14 protein-coding genes and 1 tRNA gene are annotated in these 14,753 nt (G+C 37.1%); 6 read left to right on the top strand and 9 right to left on the bottom strand.

Going from position 1 to position 14,753, the window contains the following annotated elements:
- Positions 1 to 84 precede the first annotated feature (84 nt).
- Entirely contained in the window at positions 85 to 828 is a 744-nt protein-coding gene (locus ODZ84_RS22375) for a dienelactone hydrolase family protein (protein ID WP_266174733.1), read from the bottom strand.
- Between the two features lie 286 nt (positions 829 to 1,114).
- The gene (locus ODZ84_RS22380; protein WP_266174734.1) at positions 1,115 to 1,543 is read right to left on the bottom strand and encodes a type I restriction enzyme HsdR N-terminal domain-containing protein; all 429 of its coding nucleotides are present in this window, start codon (positions 1,541 to 1,543) and stop codon (positions 1,115 to 1,117) included.
- A gap of 7 nt (positions 1,544 to 1,550) precedes the next feature.
- Between ODZ84_RS22380 and holA the strand changes: the two genes are divergently transcribed.
- From holA to ODZ84_RS22395, 3 genes are all read left to right on the top strand, one after another.
- Positions 1,551 to 2,588, top strand: a complete 1,038-nt coding sequence (holA, locus tag ODZ84_RS22385) for a DNA polymerase III subunit delta (RefSeq protein ID WP_266174735.1) — start codon at positions 1,551 to 1,553, stop codon at positions 2,586 to 2,588.
- Between the two features lie 146 nt (positions 2,589 to 2,734).
- Positions 2,735 to 3,676, top strand: coding sequence for a thioredoxin-disulfide reductase (gene trxB, locus ODZ84_RS22390; protein ID WP_266174736.1), 942 nt, complete (start codon positions 2,735 to 2,737; stop codon positions 3,674 to 3,676).
- Positions 3,677 to 3,892: 216 nt separating this feature from the next.
- Positions 3,893 to 3,980 (top strand) — tRNA-Ser (locus ODZ84_RS22395).
- A 183-nt stretch (positions 3,981 to 4,163) separates the two neighbouring features.
- Here ODZ84_RS22395 and ODZ84_RS22400 read toward each other — a convergent pair.
- Both ODZ84_RS22400 and ODZ84_RS22405 read right to left on the bottom strand, forming a co-directional pair.
- Positions 4,164 to 5,108 (bottom strand): ISAon1 family transposase, encoded by a 945-nt coding sequence (locus ODZ84_RS22400; RefSeq protein ID WP_266172842.1) that lies wholly within the window; start codon positions 5,106 to 5,108, stop codon positions 4,164 to 4,166.
- A gap of 28 nt (positions 5,109 to 5,136) precedes the next feature.
- Positions 5,137 to 5,490 carry an ISAon1 family transposase N-terminal region protein gene (locus ODZ84_RS22405; RefSeq protein WP_266172843.1) on the bottom strand — a complete coding sequence of 118 codons (354 nt, stop codon included), beginning with the start codon at positions 5,488 to 5,490 and terminating at the stop codon, positions 5,137 to 5,139.
- Between the two features lie 534 nt (positions 5,491 to 6,024).
- On the opposite strand from ODZ84_RS22405, the gene ODZ84_RS22410 reads away from it, so the two are divergent.
- Positions 6,025 to 6,702: a type 1 glutamine amidotransferase domain-containing protein gene (locus tag ODZ84_RS22410; protein WP_266174739.1), complete on the top strand. Its 678-nt coding sequence runs from the start codon at positions 6,025 to 6,027 to the stop codon at positions 6,700 to 6,702.
- Between the two features lie 250 nt (positions 6,703 to 6,952).
- Here ODZ84_RS22410 and ODZ84_RS22415 read toward each other — a convergent pair whose 3' ends face one another.
- Entirely contained in the window at positions 6,953 to 7,567 is a 615-nt protein-coding gene (locus tag ODZ84_RS22415) for an FMN-dependent NADH-azoreductase (RefSeq protein ID WP_266174740.1), read from the bottom strand.
- Between the two features lie 92 nt (positions 7,568 to 7,659).
- Between ODZ84_RS22415 and ODZ84_RS22420 the strand changes: the two genes are divergently transcribed.
- Positions 7,660 to 8,034, top strand: coding sequence for a winged helix-turn-helix transcriptional regulator (locus ODZ84_RS22420; protein WP_266174741.1), 375 nt, complete (start codon positions 7,660 to 7,662; stop codon positions 8,032 to 8,034).
- A 300-nt stretch (positions 8,035 to 8,334) separates the two neighbouring features.
- Here the strand turns inward: ODZ84_RS22420 and ODZ84_RS22425 are convergent, their stop codons facing one another.
- The 4 genes from ODZ84_RS22425 to ODZ84_RS22440 form a co-directional block, all read right to left on the bottom strand.
- The gene (locus tag ODZ84_RS22425; protein ID WP_266174742.1) at positions 8,335 to 11,511 is read right to left on the bottom strand and encodes an ABC transporter permease/M1 family aminopeptidase; all 3,177 of its coding nucleotides are present in this window, start codon (positions 11,509 to 11,511) and stop codon (positions 8,335 to 8,337) included.
- Positions 11,512 to 11,513: 2 nt separating this feature from the next.
- Positions 11,514 to 12,386 (bottom strand): ABC transporter ATP-binding protein, encoded by an 873-nt coding sequence (locus ODZ84_RS22430; RefSeq protein WP_266174745.1) that lies wholly within the window; start codon positions 12,384 to 12,386, stop codon positions 11,514 to 11,516.
- A gap of 119 nt (positions 12,387 to 12,505) precedes the next feature.
- On the bottom strand, positions 12,506 to 12,712 hold the full coding sequence (locus tag ODZ84_RS22435) for a helix-turn-helix domain-containing protein (protein WP_034966009.1): 207 nt from the start codon (positions 12,710 to 12,712) through the stop codon (positions 12,506 to 12,508).
- Positions 12,713 to 12,714: 2 nt separating this feature from the next.
- Positions 12,715 to 13,230 (bottom strand): DUF2975 domain-containing protein, encoded by a 516-nt coding sequence (locus ODZ84_RS22440; RefSeq protein WP_266174747.1) that lies wholly within the window; start codon positions 13,228 to 13,230, stop codon positions 12,715 to 12,717.
- Between the two features lie 713 nt (positions 13,231 to 13,943).
- Between ODZ84_RS22440 and ODZ84_RS22445 the strand changes: the two genes are divergently transcribed.
- Complete coding sequence (locus tag ODZ84_RS22445) at positions 13,944 to 14,744, top strand: SDR family oxidoreductase (protein ID WP_266174748.1); 801 nt, start codon at positions 13,944 to 13,946, stop codon at positions 14,742 to 14,744.
- The last annotated feature ends 9 nt before the right edge of the window (positions 14,745 to 14,753 follow it).

Below are 14,753 nucleotides of genomic sequence, written 5' to 3' on the forward strand. Positions count from 1 at the left end.
CGCTGAAAATGAACTTTCAAATAAGATTTCAGTATTAGAAATGTCATGCTGAGCCTGTCGAAGCATCCACGTTAATTCAAAAATTTATTTCAAAATTTCCTTCAGAAACATCAGCGTATGATTCCAGGCCCTTTTAGCCATCACAGCATTATAATCCGGTGATTTTGGATCTGTAAACGTATGTTTGGAATGCGCGTAAGTAATAATTTGCCAGTCTGCATTTCCTTCATTCATCTCTTTGATCAGATTATGGTAATCCTCCGGTGTTACGCTCTGGTCATCCGCGGGATTTTCAACTAAGATTTTGGTAGAAATAGCTCCGTTTTTTCTCGCCTGATCTTTCCCAATGCTGCCGTGAATGGAAACTACTCCCACTACAGGAAGACTTCCACGCGCAGATTCCAGTGCACCGGTTCCTCCGAAACAATACCCGATTACTGCGATTTTATCAGAAACGGCACCATTTTTCTTAAGCTGTTCCAGGGCAAGAGAAATCCTCTTCTGGTACGCTTCAAAGTTCTGTTTGTAATAGCCTGCCGCTTTACCTGCCGCTGCATTATCAGAAGGAATATTTCCTTCGCCGTAGATGTCTGCAACAAAAGCAATGTAGCCCTGTTTTTCAAGTTCGGCAGCAGCGGTTTTCGCTTCGTCATCAATACCTTTCCACGCCGGCAAAATTAAAACTCCCGGAAGTTTTTTTCCCGCATTGGAAGTTAACAGACCATTAAGCTTTTGGTCACCGTCCTGGTAAGAAACCGACTTAAGCTTCTGACTGAACAATGATCCCGACGCCATAAAAAATGCAGATAATACTATTGTACGTATCATATATTTTGTAATTTAAGTTATTATAAGGAGCTTCTTCCCGCTTTCCGTTCCAATCTTTTTTTTACAAAAAAAGGATTTCCTCTTCAATCGGGGCTAGGGTTTCTGACCTATAAACAAGCCTTTCCATCCCGAAGTCATGTAAGTTTATTTTAAAGGATCTGACCGTGAAATGCTATATCGCGTCTCAACCGTCTTTTTGATCATCAATCTGTTCGCTGTGAACGATAAATCCGGTATCTAAATTAATAAAAATAACTTATAATCGTTATGAATACAGCAGTATAATTTAAGGTTTATAAAACTGGTACTGCTCATTTTCATAGTACGCATTGATATGCTGCAAACCATTTGTTAAAATAATCTCTTTTGCCCCGATCACGGAATTATACCTCGCCGTCTGCTCAAAGGTTTTTTCTGTTAATTTAATATGCGGTGCTTTGCATTCGATCAGAACAACGGGCTCTGTTTTCTCTGTGATCAACAGGTCGATCCGTTTGGTTAAACCGTTCAGGACAATTTTTTTTTCTGTAATTAATGCAGAAGCCGAGTAGCACTTTACGGTAAGATAATATTGAATCCAATGCTGGCGCACCCATTCCTCCGGGGTCAGCAAAAGGTAAGTTTTACGAACTAAATCATAAATAAAAAACTTATCTTTGTCTTTCTTGAATTTAAAATCAAAAGTTTCCTGAAAATTCAGTTTGGGAAGTTCCATTTATAAGATGAAAGAATTAGATTTAATCCTCAAAAATATTAAAAATAAAGAAGTTTTACCGATTTATTTTTTCCATGGAGAAGAACCTTACTTTATCGATCTTGCTGTAAAAGCTCTTGAACACGATTTTTTGAATGAAGATGAAAAAGCTTTTAACCAGACCGTCGTGTATGGAAAAGATACCACCTACCACGAAATTCTTTCTTTAGCGAGGCAGTTCCCGATGATGGGAGACAAACAGGTGATCATCGTGAAGGAAGCACAGGATTTAAGATTGGCAGAAAGTGAAAATACTGCTTTAGAAACCTATATTCAGAATCCTGTAGCCTCTACGGTTTTGGTATTTGCCCATAAACATAAAAAACTGGACAGCCGGAAAAAGGTTACCAAATCACTGGATAAGGCCAACGCTCTATTTTTAAGTGAACCCGTAAGAGAAGCGCATCTTCCGAAATGGATTGCAGACGAATGTATTTCTTTAAAAATAAAAACAGCTCCCAATATTTCTCATTTGCTGGCCGAATATCTTGGAAACGACCTTTCCAGGATCGCTAACGAACTTAATAAACTGAAAATTATCCTTAAAGAAGGAGAAATTCTGGACGGCAGCATGGTGGAAAACCATATCGGAATCAGTAAAGAATATAACGTATTCGAACTGCAGAAGGCATTAGGAACAAAAAACAGCAATGCTGCTTTCAAAATTGCTCATTTTATGGGGAAAAATCCTAAAAACAATCCGTTTGTGATGTTGTTGGCCAGTCTTTACAACTATTTCTCAAACGTTATCATCTACAATACCATGATGGGCCAGCCACCCCAGGTAATCGCCTCCCAGATGGGAGTCAATCCCTATTTTATAAAAGATTATGCAGAATCTGCCAGACTTTATCCTTTGAAGCATGCTACAAGGGTCATTTCGATATTAAGGGAATTCGATATGAAAGGGAAAGGCCTTGGCGCTGTCAATATGGGTGAAGCTGAACTGATTAAGGAACTGGTGTATAAAATCATTAACGTAGATAAAATTAAGATGAAAGTTTAGTAAAAGATTTTATCTATTAATTTTAAAATTATCATTGACAATTGACATAGTTGATATTGACAAGTATCATTAAAATAACTTTAATTACGTGTTAAAAATGACGAAATTAGCAGTCGTAAATTTTTAAATCTTTTGAAAAGCAAATTATGGAGCAAAACATTTTAGATTGTGTGATCGTTGGATCCGGACCTTCTGGTTTCACAGCAGCAATTTATGCTGCAAGAGCAGACTTAAAACCTGAGTTATACACAGGATTGGAGCCGGGCGGACAATTGACTACCACTACTGAAGTCGATAACTTTCCGGGATATCCTGCAGGAATTACAGGTCCTGAAATGATGATGGATTTGCAAAAGCAGGCAGAAAGATTCGATACCAAAGTGCATTATGAAATGATCACCAGAGCGGAATTTTCTAAAGAAATAGGCGGCATTCATAAATTATATGCCGGAAGTAAGGAAATTCTGGCCAGAACAGTAATTATTTCTACCGGAGCTACAGCAAAGTATTTAGGTCTTGATGACGAAAAGAAATATAACGGAGGCGGAGTTTCTGCCTGTGCTACTTGTGACGGATTTTTCTACAGAGGAAAAGATGTCGTGGTAGTAGGAGCAGGGGACACGGCTGCGGAAGAAGCAACCTACCTGGCAAAACTGGTGAATAAAGTAACCATGTTGGTACGAAAAGATGAATTCAGAGCTTCGAAAGCAATGATTCACAGGGTTCGGAATACCCCTAATATTGAAGTGAAATTTCATCATGAGCTGATCGGTATAGAAGGGGAAAACAACTTAGTGGAAAGAGCAGTGGTGATCAATAACCAGACTCAGGAAAAATCTACGGTCGATGTTCACGGAATCTTCATCGCGATCGGCCATAAACCGAATACCGATATTTTTGTAGGGCAAATTGACCTGGATGAAAACGGATATATCGAAACTGAAAAAGGATCTGCAAGAACAAATCTTCCGGGAGTTTTCGCAGCAGGTGATGTTCAGGATCATATCTACAGACAGGCGATAACAGCAGCAGGAAGCGGTTGTATGGCGGCGATGGATGCCGAGAAATACCTGGCAGAATTACGTTAGATTATTTTAAATAAAAATAGAAGGCGCATCCTGTGGGATGCGTTTTTTTTATTCTAATCCTCAGCTTTTATGATTCATCAGTATTTAGTGAAATTAATAACGCTGATTTTTAGTTGCTTATTCAGTTTATTAAAATTTATTTTAGAAATGTTTTGTCAGAATTGAAAAACATTATATATTTGCACCACTGAAAACAACGATAACATCGGGGTTTAAGGAGAGTTGGCAGAGTGGTCGATTGCGGCAGTCTTGAAAACTGTTGACTGTAACAGGTCCGGGGGTTCGAATCCCTCACTCTCCGCCAGGTTAGAAACCAAAATAAGCTAAAACGCTGTAAACATCAATGTTTACAGCGTTTTTTGTTTTTGTGCTTATATTAAAAAAAGATCATGGATCGGATCATGGATCATGAACAAAAGTTGGGGACTATGCAAAAAGTTGAGCGAGTCTGAACAGGAAAAATGGGATCATGAACAAAAGTTGGGGACTATGCAAAAAGTTGAGAGAGTCTGAACAGGAAAAATGCTTTGTCTTTTACTCCCCGAAGCTGTAATCTGAAGTTTTTAATTTTAGCATTAAAAGATTCTGCCGAAGCGTTGGTACTTCTTCTGTCGAAAAAGTTTAAGATGCCGCTGTAATGATTCATTATTGTTTTTCTTAAAACTGAGAATGATTTAAAACCTGATGTTTCAACATCCCTGAACCAATGCGCTAACTTTGTCATGGCAATAGATTTGGGAATATTCTGATTGTAAATCTTTCTTAATCCATCCGATAACCCATATGCCTTCTTTAAATCAGGATATTCTGTAAATAAAATTTCAGCTCTCTGCATTTGAGAAGGCGTCCACTTTTCCCTGCTTTTGTAGAGTAAATACCTGCTTCTTGCCAGAAGCTGTTTGCGGGTATCACCGTTTTCAAACGTTTCTATCTCAATAGGCTCCCTGTTTTTCTTTGCTTCATCGAGCAGGCTATTTTCCCATTCTATAGCTTCCCAACGGTAGTTGATCCTTAATTCCTGAAGGGCTTCAGTGGCGAGCTTCTGAACATGGAACCGGTCTATGACCTTAATAGCATCAGGGAAACAGCGTTTGGCAATAAGCTTCATAGACCCGGCCATATCAAGGGTAATTTCCTTTACATTTTTGCGAAGCTTCCTGTTTATTTTCAGAAGCTGCTCAATGACCTCTTCACTCTGTGTACCTTTGATAATGGCAACAATACTGCCTTTCCTGCCTTTTGCTTTTTTGGAAGTAAGAACCGTGTATAATTCTCCCTGGGAAAGAGCAACTTCATCCAGAGACAGAGAAGAGGAGCAATTTTCCGGATAAAGAATCCAATCTTCCGCATGGGGCTTTTGGAGCCAGTCTTTGAACCCGCTTAATGATTTTTTGTATTGCCTGCGGAATGTCTTTCCCTGTACCCCATACATCTCACCGATGGTTTCTAAGGGAAGGGCTTTAGTATCGGCTGATTTTTTTTAAGAACTCCGCAAAGTCCTTTGTCATGCGGGTTCCAACGGCAATGAGATTCCAGTCTCTCTGCAGGATCTTACCAGATTTTATATCGGTCCATCTTCTTCGTCTGATGTGAAGTTTTACAGGTTTTCCACGGAGAGGAAAGTCATTAACCGTGATTTCTTCATGAAAGCCTTTGGATTGTAGATGCAAAGAGGAAAGCTCTTTGGGAACAGTATTTTTTTCCTCAAAATAAAGATGAAGCAATCCTTCTTTTTCTTCAAAATGGGTAATATCAAAGTATTCAACCAGATATTCCGGTAACAGTAATTTTAATAATTCTTTCTCAGATGACATCTGGTAAAATTACATTTATTAATTTTTCTCCCCAACTTTTTATACTGATCCGAAAAATGCTTTGTCTTTTACTCCTCGAAGCTGTAATCTGGGATCATGAATAAAGGTTGGCAACTATGCAAGAAGTGGAGCTAATCTGAACGCTTTGTCTTTTACCTCTCGAAGCTACAACCTGAAGCTTTTACATAATTAATATATCTATTTCGTACTGCGATTTTAAAATCTTACTACGTAATCCCAATACCAATTGGCTTTAGCCGAAGGATAGGTCATCATGGAAATCTCTGAGGATGGACTAAAATTTGTATGGTATGACCGGTCAGGTCTTTTCAGTTTAGATTGCATTTATAAGATTTTCACTAGCAAGATCTTAGCGTCTTTCACAATAAAGAAATCCTATGACATTAAAATGGTTTTCATTTGTCTGTGTATCAAAAAAGTGTGATCCGTATCACACTAAAATAGTGATTTAGATCCTGTGTTTAAACACAGATAAATTCCAAATTTGTAGTAAACAATTAAATAAATATAAAAATGAGCAAAAAAGTTTTATTCGTACTGACGAGTCACGATGAATTAGGAAATACAGGTTTAAAAACCGGATTCTGGACTGAAGAATTAGCAGCTCCTTATTACGCATTATCTGATCAGAATGTGGAAATAACACTCGCATCTCCTAAGGGCGGTCAACCGCCGATTGATCCAAAAAGTGAAGATCCCTCATCTCAAACGGATGCTACACGCAGAATGGACAATGATGAGGTTTTAAAGGAAAAATTAAAAAATACCCATACACTATCCGAAGTCAGAAGTGAAGATTTCGATGCCGTATTTTATCCTGGCGGCCACGGCCCGTTGTGGGATCTGGCTGAAGATAAAGTATCACAACAACTTATCGTTGATTTTTATAGCAACGGCAAGCCTGTCGCATTTGTGTGCCACGCACCCGGCGTGTTAAAGGACGTGAAGATAGACGGTGAATATCTGGTTAAGGACAAGCATGTCACGGGATTTACAAATACCGAAGAAGACGCGGTGCAGCTGACCGACATTGTCCCTTTTTTAGTGGAAGATACTCTGAAAAAGAATGGCGGGTTATATACCAAAGTCGAAGACTGGGCTCCCTATGCAGTAGTTGACGGAAGGTTGGTTACAGGACAAAATCCTGCTTCTTCTGAGAAGGTAGCCGAGGAACTTCTGAAGCTGATTTAGTTTTTACGGAGGTCCAGGTATTTAATCTTCGACTGTAAAATATTTATTCTTTTGAAAAATAGGATAACACCATTGATCAAATTCAAATGTTTTTGGTTGCCATTATTTTGCAGAGGAATTACTTTATAAAGATTTCATGGTTATTAGCTTTATCCCCAAATTATTGGGGATTTTTTTATTTTGCAGTAATGATATATTACGATAGTAGAGGAGGATTGTATGTTTCTCAAAAATAGCTTAAACTAATAAATTATAACTGATCATCTATAACAACTTTTTCAATAGCTTTTAGCAGAGCATTTTCAAATCCAAAAATGGCTTGTCCTTCTACACGAAAAATATTTACAATCTCTATACCTAAAAGATTCAGAAAGAAACGGACATAATTTGTTGTGAAATCATACGGTAGCAGCTCACCCTCAGAATAGATCCCGCCGGATGAAGTAACGATGATTGCTTTTTTATCTTTTATTAAGCCTTTCGGTAATGCCCCTTCACCAACATATTGAAAAGTGATCTGCGCCCGTGCAATCTGATCAAAGTAGGCCTTTAACGTACTGGGAATATTCCAGTTATACATTGGGGCTTCAATCACAAGAATATCTGATTTCAGTAGATCCTGAATCGCCTGGTCTGACTCTACTAAAGAATGCTTTTGCTCTTCCGTCTGAATTTCTACAGGTGTAAAAAATGCTTCTATACGGTCTTCATCCAAATGTGTTGTCTTATTCTCTGCAAGATCATACGCTGTAATCTTTGAATCAGGATATTTTTCTTTAATCTTTTCAATCACAATCTGTCCCAATTTTCGGCTCGCAGAATTTTTAGTTTTTGGACTGGACATGATGTGTAGCAGTTGCTTCATTTTTAAATAATTTTATTTCACAAATTTATTTTATATTTACTATTATTTTATTAGTAGTATACAAAACGATAGTAGTAATATTAAGGATAGTCATGAAGGAAAATAATAAAACGCAGACTTTTACAAAAGTTGAATGTGCAGACCGTCTTTCGGCAGTTGAAGATGCGATCTATGTACTGGGAGGAAAATGGAAGCTTAGAATTATCGTTGCTTTGGTAAGTGGCTATCATAGATTTAATGAGATTCAGCGCTCTGTTAAAGGAATTTCTCCCAGAGTCCTGTCAAACGAGCTGAAGATATTGGAACTCAACGGTCTGGTAAAAAGAACTGTTGATTCAGAAAGTTTCCCTGTCCTGGTGGAATATATACCCACTGACTATGCAGAAACATTAAAAGAGTTGGTATCTATGCTGGGCAATTGGGGAGTTAATCATAAAAAAAGAATATCATCAGAGATTGATCTATAGAAAATCTATACGCAGCTGATGTATATAGATTCCGGAAAAAATGCATCATTATGTCTGAAATTTTTGAAAAATATCTGCGGACCTGGATTGATATACCTGATGAAGAACTGAATTCTATTCGCAAAGTTTATGGATTGTAGTATCTATTTTTTATTCTTTATTGATTGGCAATTATTATTGATTGCCTGAACAAAATTGGTAAAAAAGGGGCTTCTTGTACAAAGTCATATGACCCCTAATTTTTTGTGACAATTGTCAATATCATCTTTTACTGAAAATATTTGGATATACATTTAAATGCTATGTCGATCTGAATAAATTGTCCACTTTTTTCCTGACCTCTTCATTAGGAGCTACCTTATAAAACTCTTTCAGCAGATCCAAACTTGTAGGTTTTTTAGGATATTGATTATGTAAAAGGAAATTTTTAAGGGCTTTGTTTACCTTGTCCTCTCCAATCAGTTCGCTTACTTTTACCATAACAACAGCACCTTTTGAATAAGAAATATGAGTATTCTCACCGCTCACTTTATAGAGTGGCTGATTCTCAGATAAGCCTTTTTCATTATCAAAGATCTGCTGATGCGCCTTTAATTTTTCCAGCATTTTTTCTTTACCGTGCATCTTTTTGTAAAGCATCATTTCGGTATACATAGCTAAGGTTTCAGTTAACATTGTTGCACCTTCTCTGTTATCGGGATCGATCTGGCTGTTTCCCCACCAGAGATGCGAAAGTTCGTGTCCGGCAAGCTCATTGATGACATCCTGATTTTGATCAGCATGAATATTGGCGTGGAAAAGAACATCTTCCGTCATAAAAATAGATGATGGATAAGCGGTAGCCGCGAAACCTTTTGTAAAAGAAGAAACTTCCGCAAAACTGATGGTTTTGAATGGATATTTTCTAAAATTTTGTGTACAGTAATCCAACGTAATTTTTGCATTTTCAAGTAAATGATCTACGTTCTCCGGATGTTTTTTGTTATAGAAAATATTGAACGTTATCCCTTTATAAACGATGCTTTTTAACCGATATCGGGCAGAAGAAACCGCAAAACGAAACGGAATTCCATTTGATTTGTAATGAAAATAGTTCCTGTTATCTTTACGGTAATGGTGAATTAAATCTCCGGTTCCTACAGCAGTTTGGTCTTTTTCTGTGGAAACGGTCATATCCAGATTAATGAAATCTTTTTTGAATACTCCAGGAGTTTCTAATTTTTTTAATTCCGATTGTTTTCCCAGCTTAAATTCTGTTCGTTTTTCTTCATCTTCAATTTCACGACCTACCTGATATCCAAAAGCAGGATAATATCGGCTGATCCTTAAAAAGGATCCATCTTCTATAATAGAATTGAAAGAATCGTGACCATTCACAGCTGACCAATGATAAAAAAATTTAAAATCTAAACTGGCTTTTTCTCCCGGCTTTAAAGGTTGTTTTAAATTAATTTCAGTCACTTGCTGATCGATTTTTTTTACTTCAGAATCTGTGGTGAAATTCGCTGATTCTATTTGGAGACCGGGATTGAAATTAATCAGGACCTTTTCTATGGGTCTGTCAGTTTGATTGATCAGTTGATAGGCTCCATTTATCATGTAAGAACTTTCAGATGGATAAAGGTGTATTTCAGTGATCACATCTGTAACCGTCGGTTGTGCAAGATTTTTATAGTGCTTATAATTCTGTTCGTATTGGACTGATTGCATCATTTTTTCGTCCTCATTTTGAGGAATATGGCCTTCCATAAAAATATTCCCGGCAAAAAAACCAACAGATAATATAATGACGGTGAAAATGAGTTGTCGGGTATCCCATTTTTTTGTTTTGAGACAATTATTGATCAGCCAAAAACAAGCAATCATACTTAATCCGAATAACAATCTTTCTGCAAAAGCTAAGGCATAAGTTCCATATCCGTTAAAGTCACTGTAAACGCCCTTATAATCCGAAAATATTCCCAATAATGGATTGGAGATGATCTTTTTTGAAAGCGGGCCGGCGAGTGTAAAGCCTGCAAACACAGAAACTCCCAGCGCTATAAATCGATTTTTTATATTGTCATTGATCAACAGAATAAAGGTTGAGAAAAGGATCAGCGGAAAGGTGTTAAAAAGAACTGTTCCCAAATACGCATTCCAATCGATGTGAAAATAATTGTAAACAAACTGAAATATCAATCCTTCTGCAATTAAAATGGCAGTAAGAAAGAAAAATAACATACTGCTGGAAAGAAAATGTCCGTTCAGTTTGTTTTTAGAAAAACAGGTGCTTTTCTCGATCAGTAAAAATCCTGATGAATGGCTTCTCCAATACATATCATTAATAAAATAACTGGCAATCAGCATTCCCAGCAGATGAAAATTTTCCGAAATGGCGGTAGACATCAATCCTGAGCTTGCATATTGCTGGGGAAGACGAATTCCCTTTTCTATTTCAGCGTACATTTCCATTCCTACAAAAAATAAGAGCAATATTGAAACGGCTACAATCGTAATACTTTTAAAAAGATAAATAAGGTCGGTCTTTGCAAAAGATAAGACGGATTTTATATCAGAAATAAATCCAAAAGAAGATCTCGTGGTTGTAAAAGGTTCTGAATTTTTAGTAAAAGAAATACTCGGCACCTGGTTTTTGCTTTTACCTTTATTTTTCTTTTCGGAAAGCGGAGAAAATGAAAATATCCTGTAAGTTAATACCAAAAAGACGATCGGAATAATCATAAAAACGATTCTGTTCATCAGTAAGTATCCAGAAAATGGTACAGTCAATTCATTCTTTTGTTGAAATGTTAATGTTCTTGCTTCAAAAAAATAGGATGAAATACCAAATGGATCGATCAAGGCCGATAATTGCTGTGTTTCCAGTGATTGCGGTAAACTTCCTGTCACAAACGGAGAATTGGAAAATATCAGGATGATCATATAAAGAACATAAAGAAACAGGCCACCTACCACGACCAAAAGCTTTTTCTTCGTGCTGAACGAGAGGCAAAATAAAAAACTGCACACAAAAAAACAATTAATACCTCCGAAAATCAGAAGGGGATAGAGGTAATGCCAACAATGAAAACAGGTTTGAATTTCACTTCCCGTTCTTAGGTTCTGTCCGATTACAAATCCGATCATCAAAAATATGAAACTGATAAAAGTCTGCAGGAAAAATATAAGGAACTTCCCGTATAAATACGTTCGTTTTGAAAACGGATACGAAAAAATGAGAATATCAAATTTTGAATCCCAATCTTTAAAAAGCACCTGGAGGGCAAAAATGATGGCAAAAAAGATGATGACCAAACTCAATAACCCGGTCATAAAACCAATGGTGTAAGGTGAATTTAAATAAATTCCTTCTCCGACTGTCAGATTGAACTGGTTTCCACAGAAAATGCCGATCGACAGTAGAATTAAGGCAATAAGATATGCAGGCCAACGCTGGATTGTACGTTTGACCTCAAATAAAAATAAAACATTCATAACTATGAGTTTTGGCTAAGCGTGTTGAAATAGACGTGTTCCAACAATGGATGTACTGACGTAAAATCGGGAAGCGACCGTTCCGAGAAAGCAGTGATATATAATTCTCTTTCGATCAGTTGCTGGCTGATGATCCTGTAATTGGACTGGAAATGTTCCAACTGATCATTTTGGATGGGTCTCGACCAGATTTTATTTTCCAGCCCGGCGATCAGTTTGTTTGGATTTCCCTTTGTGAGGAGCCTTCCGTTGTTAATAATGGCTACTTCTGAACACAGATTCCGGACATCCTCAACCAAATGCGTAGAAAGGATTACGATCACATCATTGCTGATTTCGTTAAGTAAAGAATTAAACCGGTTTCGTTCTTCGGGGTCTAAACCTGCGGTCGGTTCGTCAACAATAATGATCTTAGGATTTCCCAGCAATGCCTGGGCAATACCGAAACGCTGCCGCATTCCGCCGGAAAAGGTATGGACTTCCTTATTTTTGAAATCAGAAAGATTAATTTTTTCCAACAGGTTCAAAATCTGGCTTTTCCGTTCGGAACTGTCTGTAATTCCTTTCAAAATAGCGATATGCTGCAAGAGATCGTATGCAGATACTCTGGGATAAACGCCGAAATCCTGAGGCAGAAATCCGAGATTCTGTTTGATATGATCAGGATTTTCAGAAACATCCATACCGTTGAACATAATCTTTCCTGAAGTTGGTTTCTGCAGTCCCACTATGATTTTCATTAATGATGATTTTCCGGCTCCATTGGGTCCCAATAAACCGAATATACCGTTTTCTATGTTCAAGGAAATATCCTTAATGGCCTGAAAACCATTTTTGTAGATGAGGCTAAGATTGTTAATTGTTAAAATGTTCATAGGATTGATTTAGGTCATAGAAATCCTGGCAACGTTACCGTTGCTTTTCAAATTGTGCGTAAAACTGTCATTGGTAAAGCTTAATAACTAAAGGTCAAAAAAGCTTTTTGATATATTACTTATTCTTCTTTATACTCAAGAATATCTCCAGGCTGACATTCCAAAGCTTTGCAGATGGCTTCCAGCGTATCGAAACGAACACCCTTTGCCTTTCCCGTTTTGAGTACAGAAAGGTTGACCGTGCTGATGCCCAGCTTCTCTGCCAATTCTTTACTTTGCATTTTTCGTTTGGCAAGCATGACGTCTAAGTTGATGATAATTGGCATTTTTATATAAATAGATCTTGTTCGTTTTGTAAATGTAATCCCTGTTTAAAAATATTAGCAAGGAAATAACAGAAAATTCCCAGCATGAAATGAATAAAGACCAGTCCCCAGATAAAACTTTCCACTTCCACAAAGAAGGTTGCTATAATGACCAGCGGTAAAGGAAAGAAAATGTTATAGATATAAAATCTTTTAAGGTGAATGATGTTTCCTTCTGTAAATAATTTTGACTGAAAGAAAACCCTGAACACTTTTGCTGACAACCAGAAAAAGATTCCATAGGTTAATAGAACCAATAAAAAAGACAGGATGATATAGGGAAAGTTATTTTCGATGTTCAGAAAAGGCTTCCCGGTAAGCGGATAATTAATATGCAGATAATGATCTTTTTTATAGGGAATAACAGCAAAACCTGTCAACAGGCAAAATACCGAATAGAGAAATGTGGTAAGATAGCCCGCAGATAATAAGGTACAAAGGTAAAACAGGATCTGTGAAATGTTTTTACTCTGATTCATAAGATGATCAATAAATTTGTTAATGCAAATATATAATTAATTATCGTAAAACATTAATTAATTAAAATTTATTTTAATATAAAGTTGGTTGACGATTGGTTCATATCAGATTTTGGTTAGAGGATAGGTAAAATCTGACTAAACACGTCAATCAGGCTCATTTTTATAAAACTACAATTTGCAGTTTTGTAACGGACCAAGGTCAGTATTAAAAACAATGATGCAAAAGAAATTAGGAAATAGCAGACTGGAATTTTCTGCATTGGTTATATAGGGCTGAACTTTTTTGATGGCAATTCCTGAACCGGACAAAATTGCACAACAACGCATCCGGAATAAAATTATTGAAAAAGCAAAAGAAAAATGATCTGCTTCTGATTATCAATTTCAGAAACAGCTTATGAATTAGGTTCTGAATATCCGCGATCTTTCGGTCACAAGCCCGGATATTTGTAGAGATTGTTGCTTGGTAGACCAAAACAGTAGGTATAAACATTATATGCATCATTTGCATGTCATCTGTTCTCAAATCAGAAGAGGTTCGTCGGTAGAATAAGTCATTTTCCGTAAGAATATACAGCACGGAATTAAGTTTTTGTAATGCTATCTGGTTGATCTGATAATAAAAATTTGGAAACAACCAGCCGTGAAATGGAAACATTTGTTTGTTGGAAGTTGGCGAATTTTGCATAGTAAACAAAAAATAAGAAATAATGCAAAAAACGATTTTCATTACCGGAGCATCTTCAGGACTAGGTAAAGCTACTGCCCAATTATTTCAGTCAAAAGGCTGGAACGTTATTGCTACGATGCGGAAACCTGAAAAGGATACAGAATTAGCAACATTAGAAAATGTTACGCTTTTACCACTAGACGTTACCGACTTGGAGCAGATCAAAGAGATTGCTGCCAAAGCGATTTCGTTACACGATATCGACGTGGTTTTTAACAACGCAGGTTACGGATTGATGGGATCATTGGAAGCCTGTACCGATGATCAGATCGTACAGCAGCTGAATACCAATCTTTTAGGAGTAATAAGGGTTACCCAGGCATTTGTACCTAATTTTAGAGAAAATAAGAAAGGTCTGTTCATCAGCACAACATCCATGGGAGGATTCTTTGGATTTCCTTTGCATTCTATTTATCATGCTGCAAAATTCGGAATAGAAGGCTGGTCAGAAAGTATGTCTTTTGAACTCAGTCTGCATAATATCGGTATCAAAACAATTGCACCCGGAGCTACGGCCACAGATTTTTTAGACCGCTCACTTGCAAAAAGTTTACATCCGGCCTATCAAAATCTGGAGGATAAGTTATTCGGTGCCAGCACCGAGATGATGAATAATGCCATACCGGCCAAACAGGTTGCTGAAATTGTTTATGAAGCCGCTACTGACGGTAAGGACCAAATTCGTTACTTTGCAGGTGAAGACACAATATCGATGTATGAGAGACGGCTTAAAATAGGTTCTGAGGAATTCAGAAAAGAGATCAGAAAACAATTTTTCTGATCAGTCAAT

This window comes from Chryseobacterium fluminis (assembly GCF_026314945.1).
GTDB lineage: Bacteria > Bacteroidota > Bacteroidia > Flavobacteriales > Weeksellaceae > Chryseobacterium > Chryseobacterium fluminis.

Coding starts and splice junctions, on each gene's coding strand:
- ODZ84_RS22425 (WP_266174742.1), bottom strand. CDS start 11,511: ATGAATGTTTTATTTTTATTTGAGGTCAAACGTACAATCCAGCGTTGG.
- trxB (WP_266174736.1), top strand. CDS start 2,735: ATGGAGCAAAACATTTTAGATTGTGTGATCGTTGGATCCGGACCTTCT.
- ODZ84_RS22415 (WP_266174740.1), bottom strand. CDS start 7,567: ATGAAGCAACTGCTACACATCATGTCCAGTCCAAAAACTAAAAATTCT.
- ODZ84_RS22445 (WP_266174748.1), top strand. CDS start 13,944: ATGCAAAAAACGATTTTCATTACCGGAGCATCTTCAGGACTAGGTAAA.
- ODZ84_RS22375 (WP_266174733.1), bottom strand. CDS start 828: ATGATACGTACAATAGTATTATCTGCATTTTTTATGGCGTCGGGATCA.
- ODZ84_RS22400 (WP_266172842.1), bottom strand. CDS start 5,108: ATGTATGGGGTACAGGGAAAGACATTCCGCAGGCAATACAAAAAATCA.
- holA (WP_266174735.1), top strand. CDS start 1,551: ATGAAAGAATTAGATTTAATCCTCAAAAATATTAAAAATAAAGAAGTT.
- ODZ84_RS22420 (WP_266174741.1), top strand. CDS start 7,660: ATGAAGGAAAATAATAAAACGCAGACTTTTACAAAAGTTGAATGTGCA.
- ODZ84_RS22435 (WP_034966009.1), bottom strand. CDS start 12,712: ATGCCAATTATCATCAACTTAGACGTCATGCTTGCCAAACGAAAAATG.
- ODZ84_RS22405 (WP_266172843.1), bottom strand. CDS start 5,490: ATGTCATCTGAGAAAGAATTATTAAAATTACTGTTACCGGAATATCTG.
- ODZ84_RS22410 (WP_266174739.1), top strand. CDS start 6,025: ATGAGCAAAAAAGTTTTATTCGTACTGACGAGTCACGATGAATTAGGA.
- ODZ84_RS22440 (WP_266174747.1), bottom strand. CDS start 13,230: ATGAATCAGAGTAAAAACATTTCACAGATCCTGTTTTACCTTTGTACC.
- ODZ84_RS22430 (WP_266174745.1), bottom strand. CDS start 12,386: ATGAACATTTTAACAATTAACAATCTTAGCCTCATCTACAAAAATGGT.
- ODZ84_RS22380 (WP_266174734.1), bottom strand. CDS start 1,543: ATGGAACTTCCCAAACTGAATTTTCAGGAAACTTTTGATTTTAAATTC.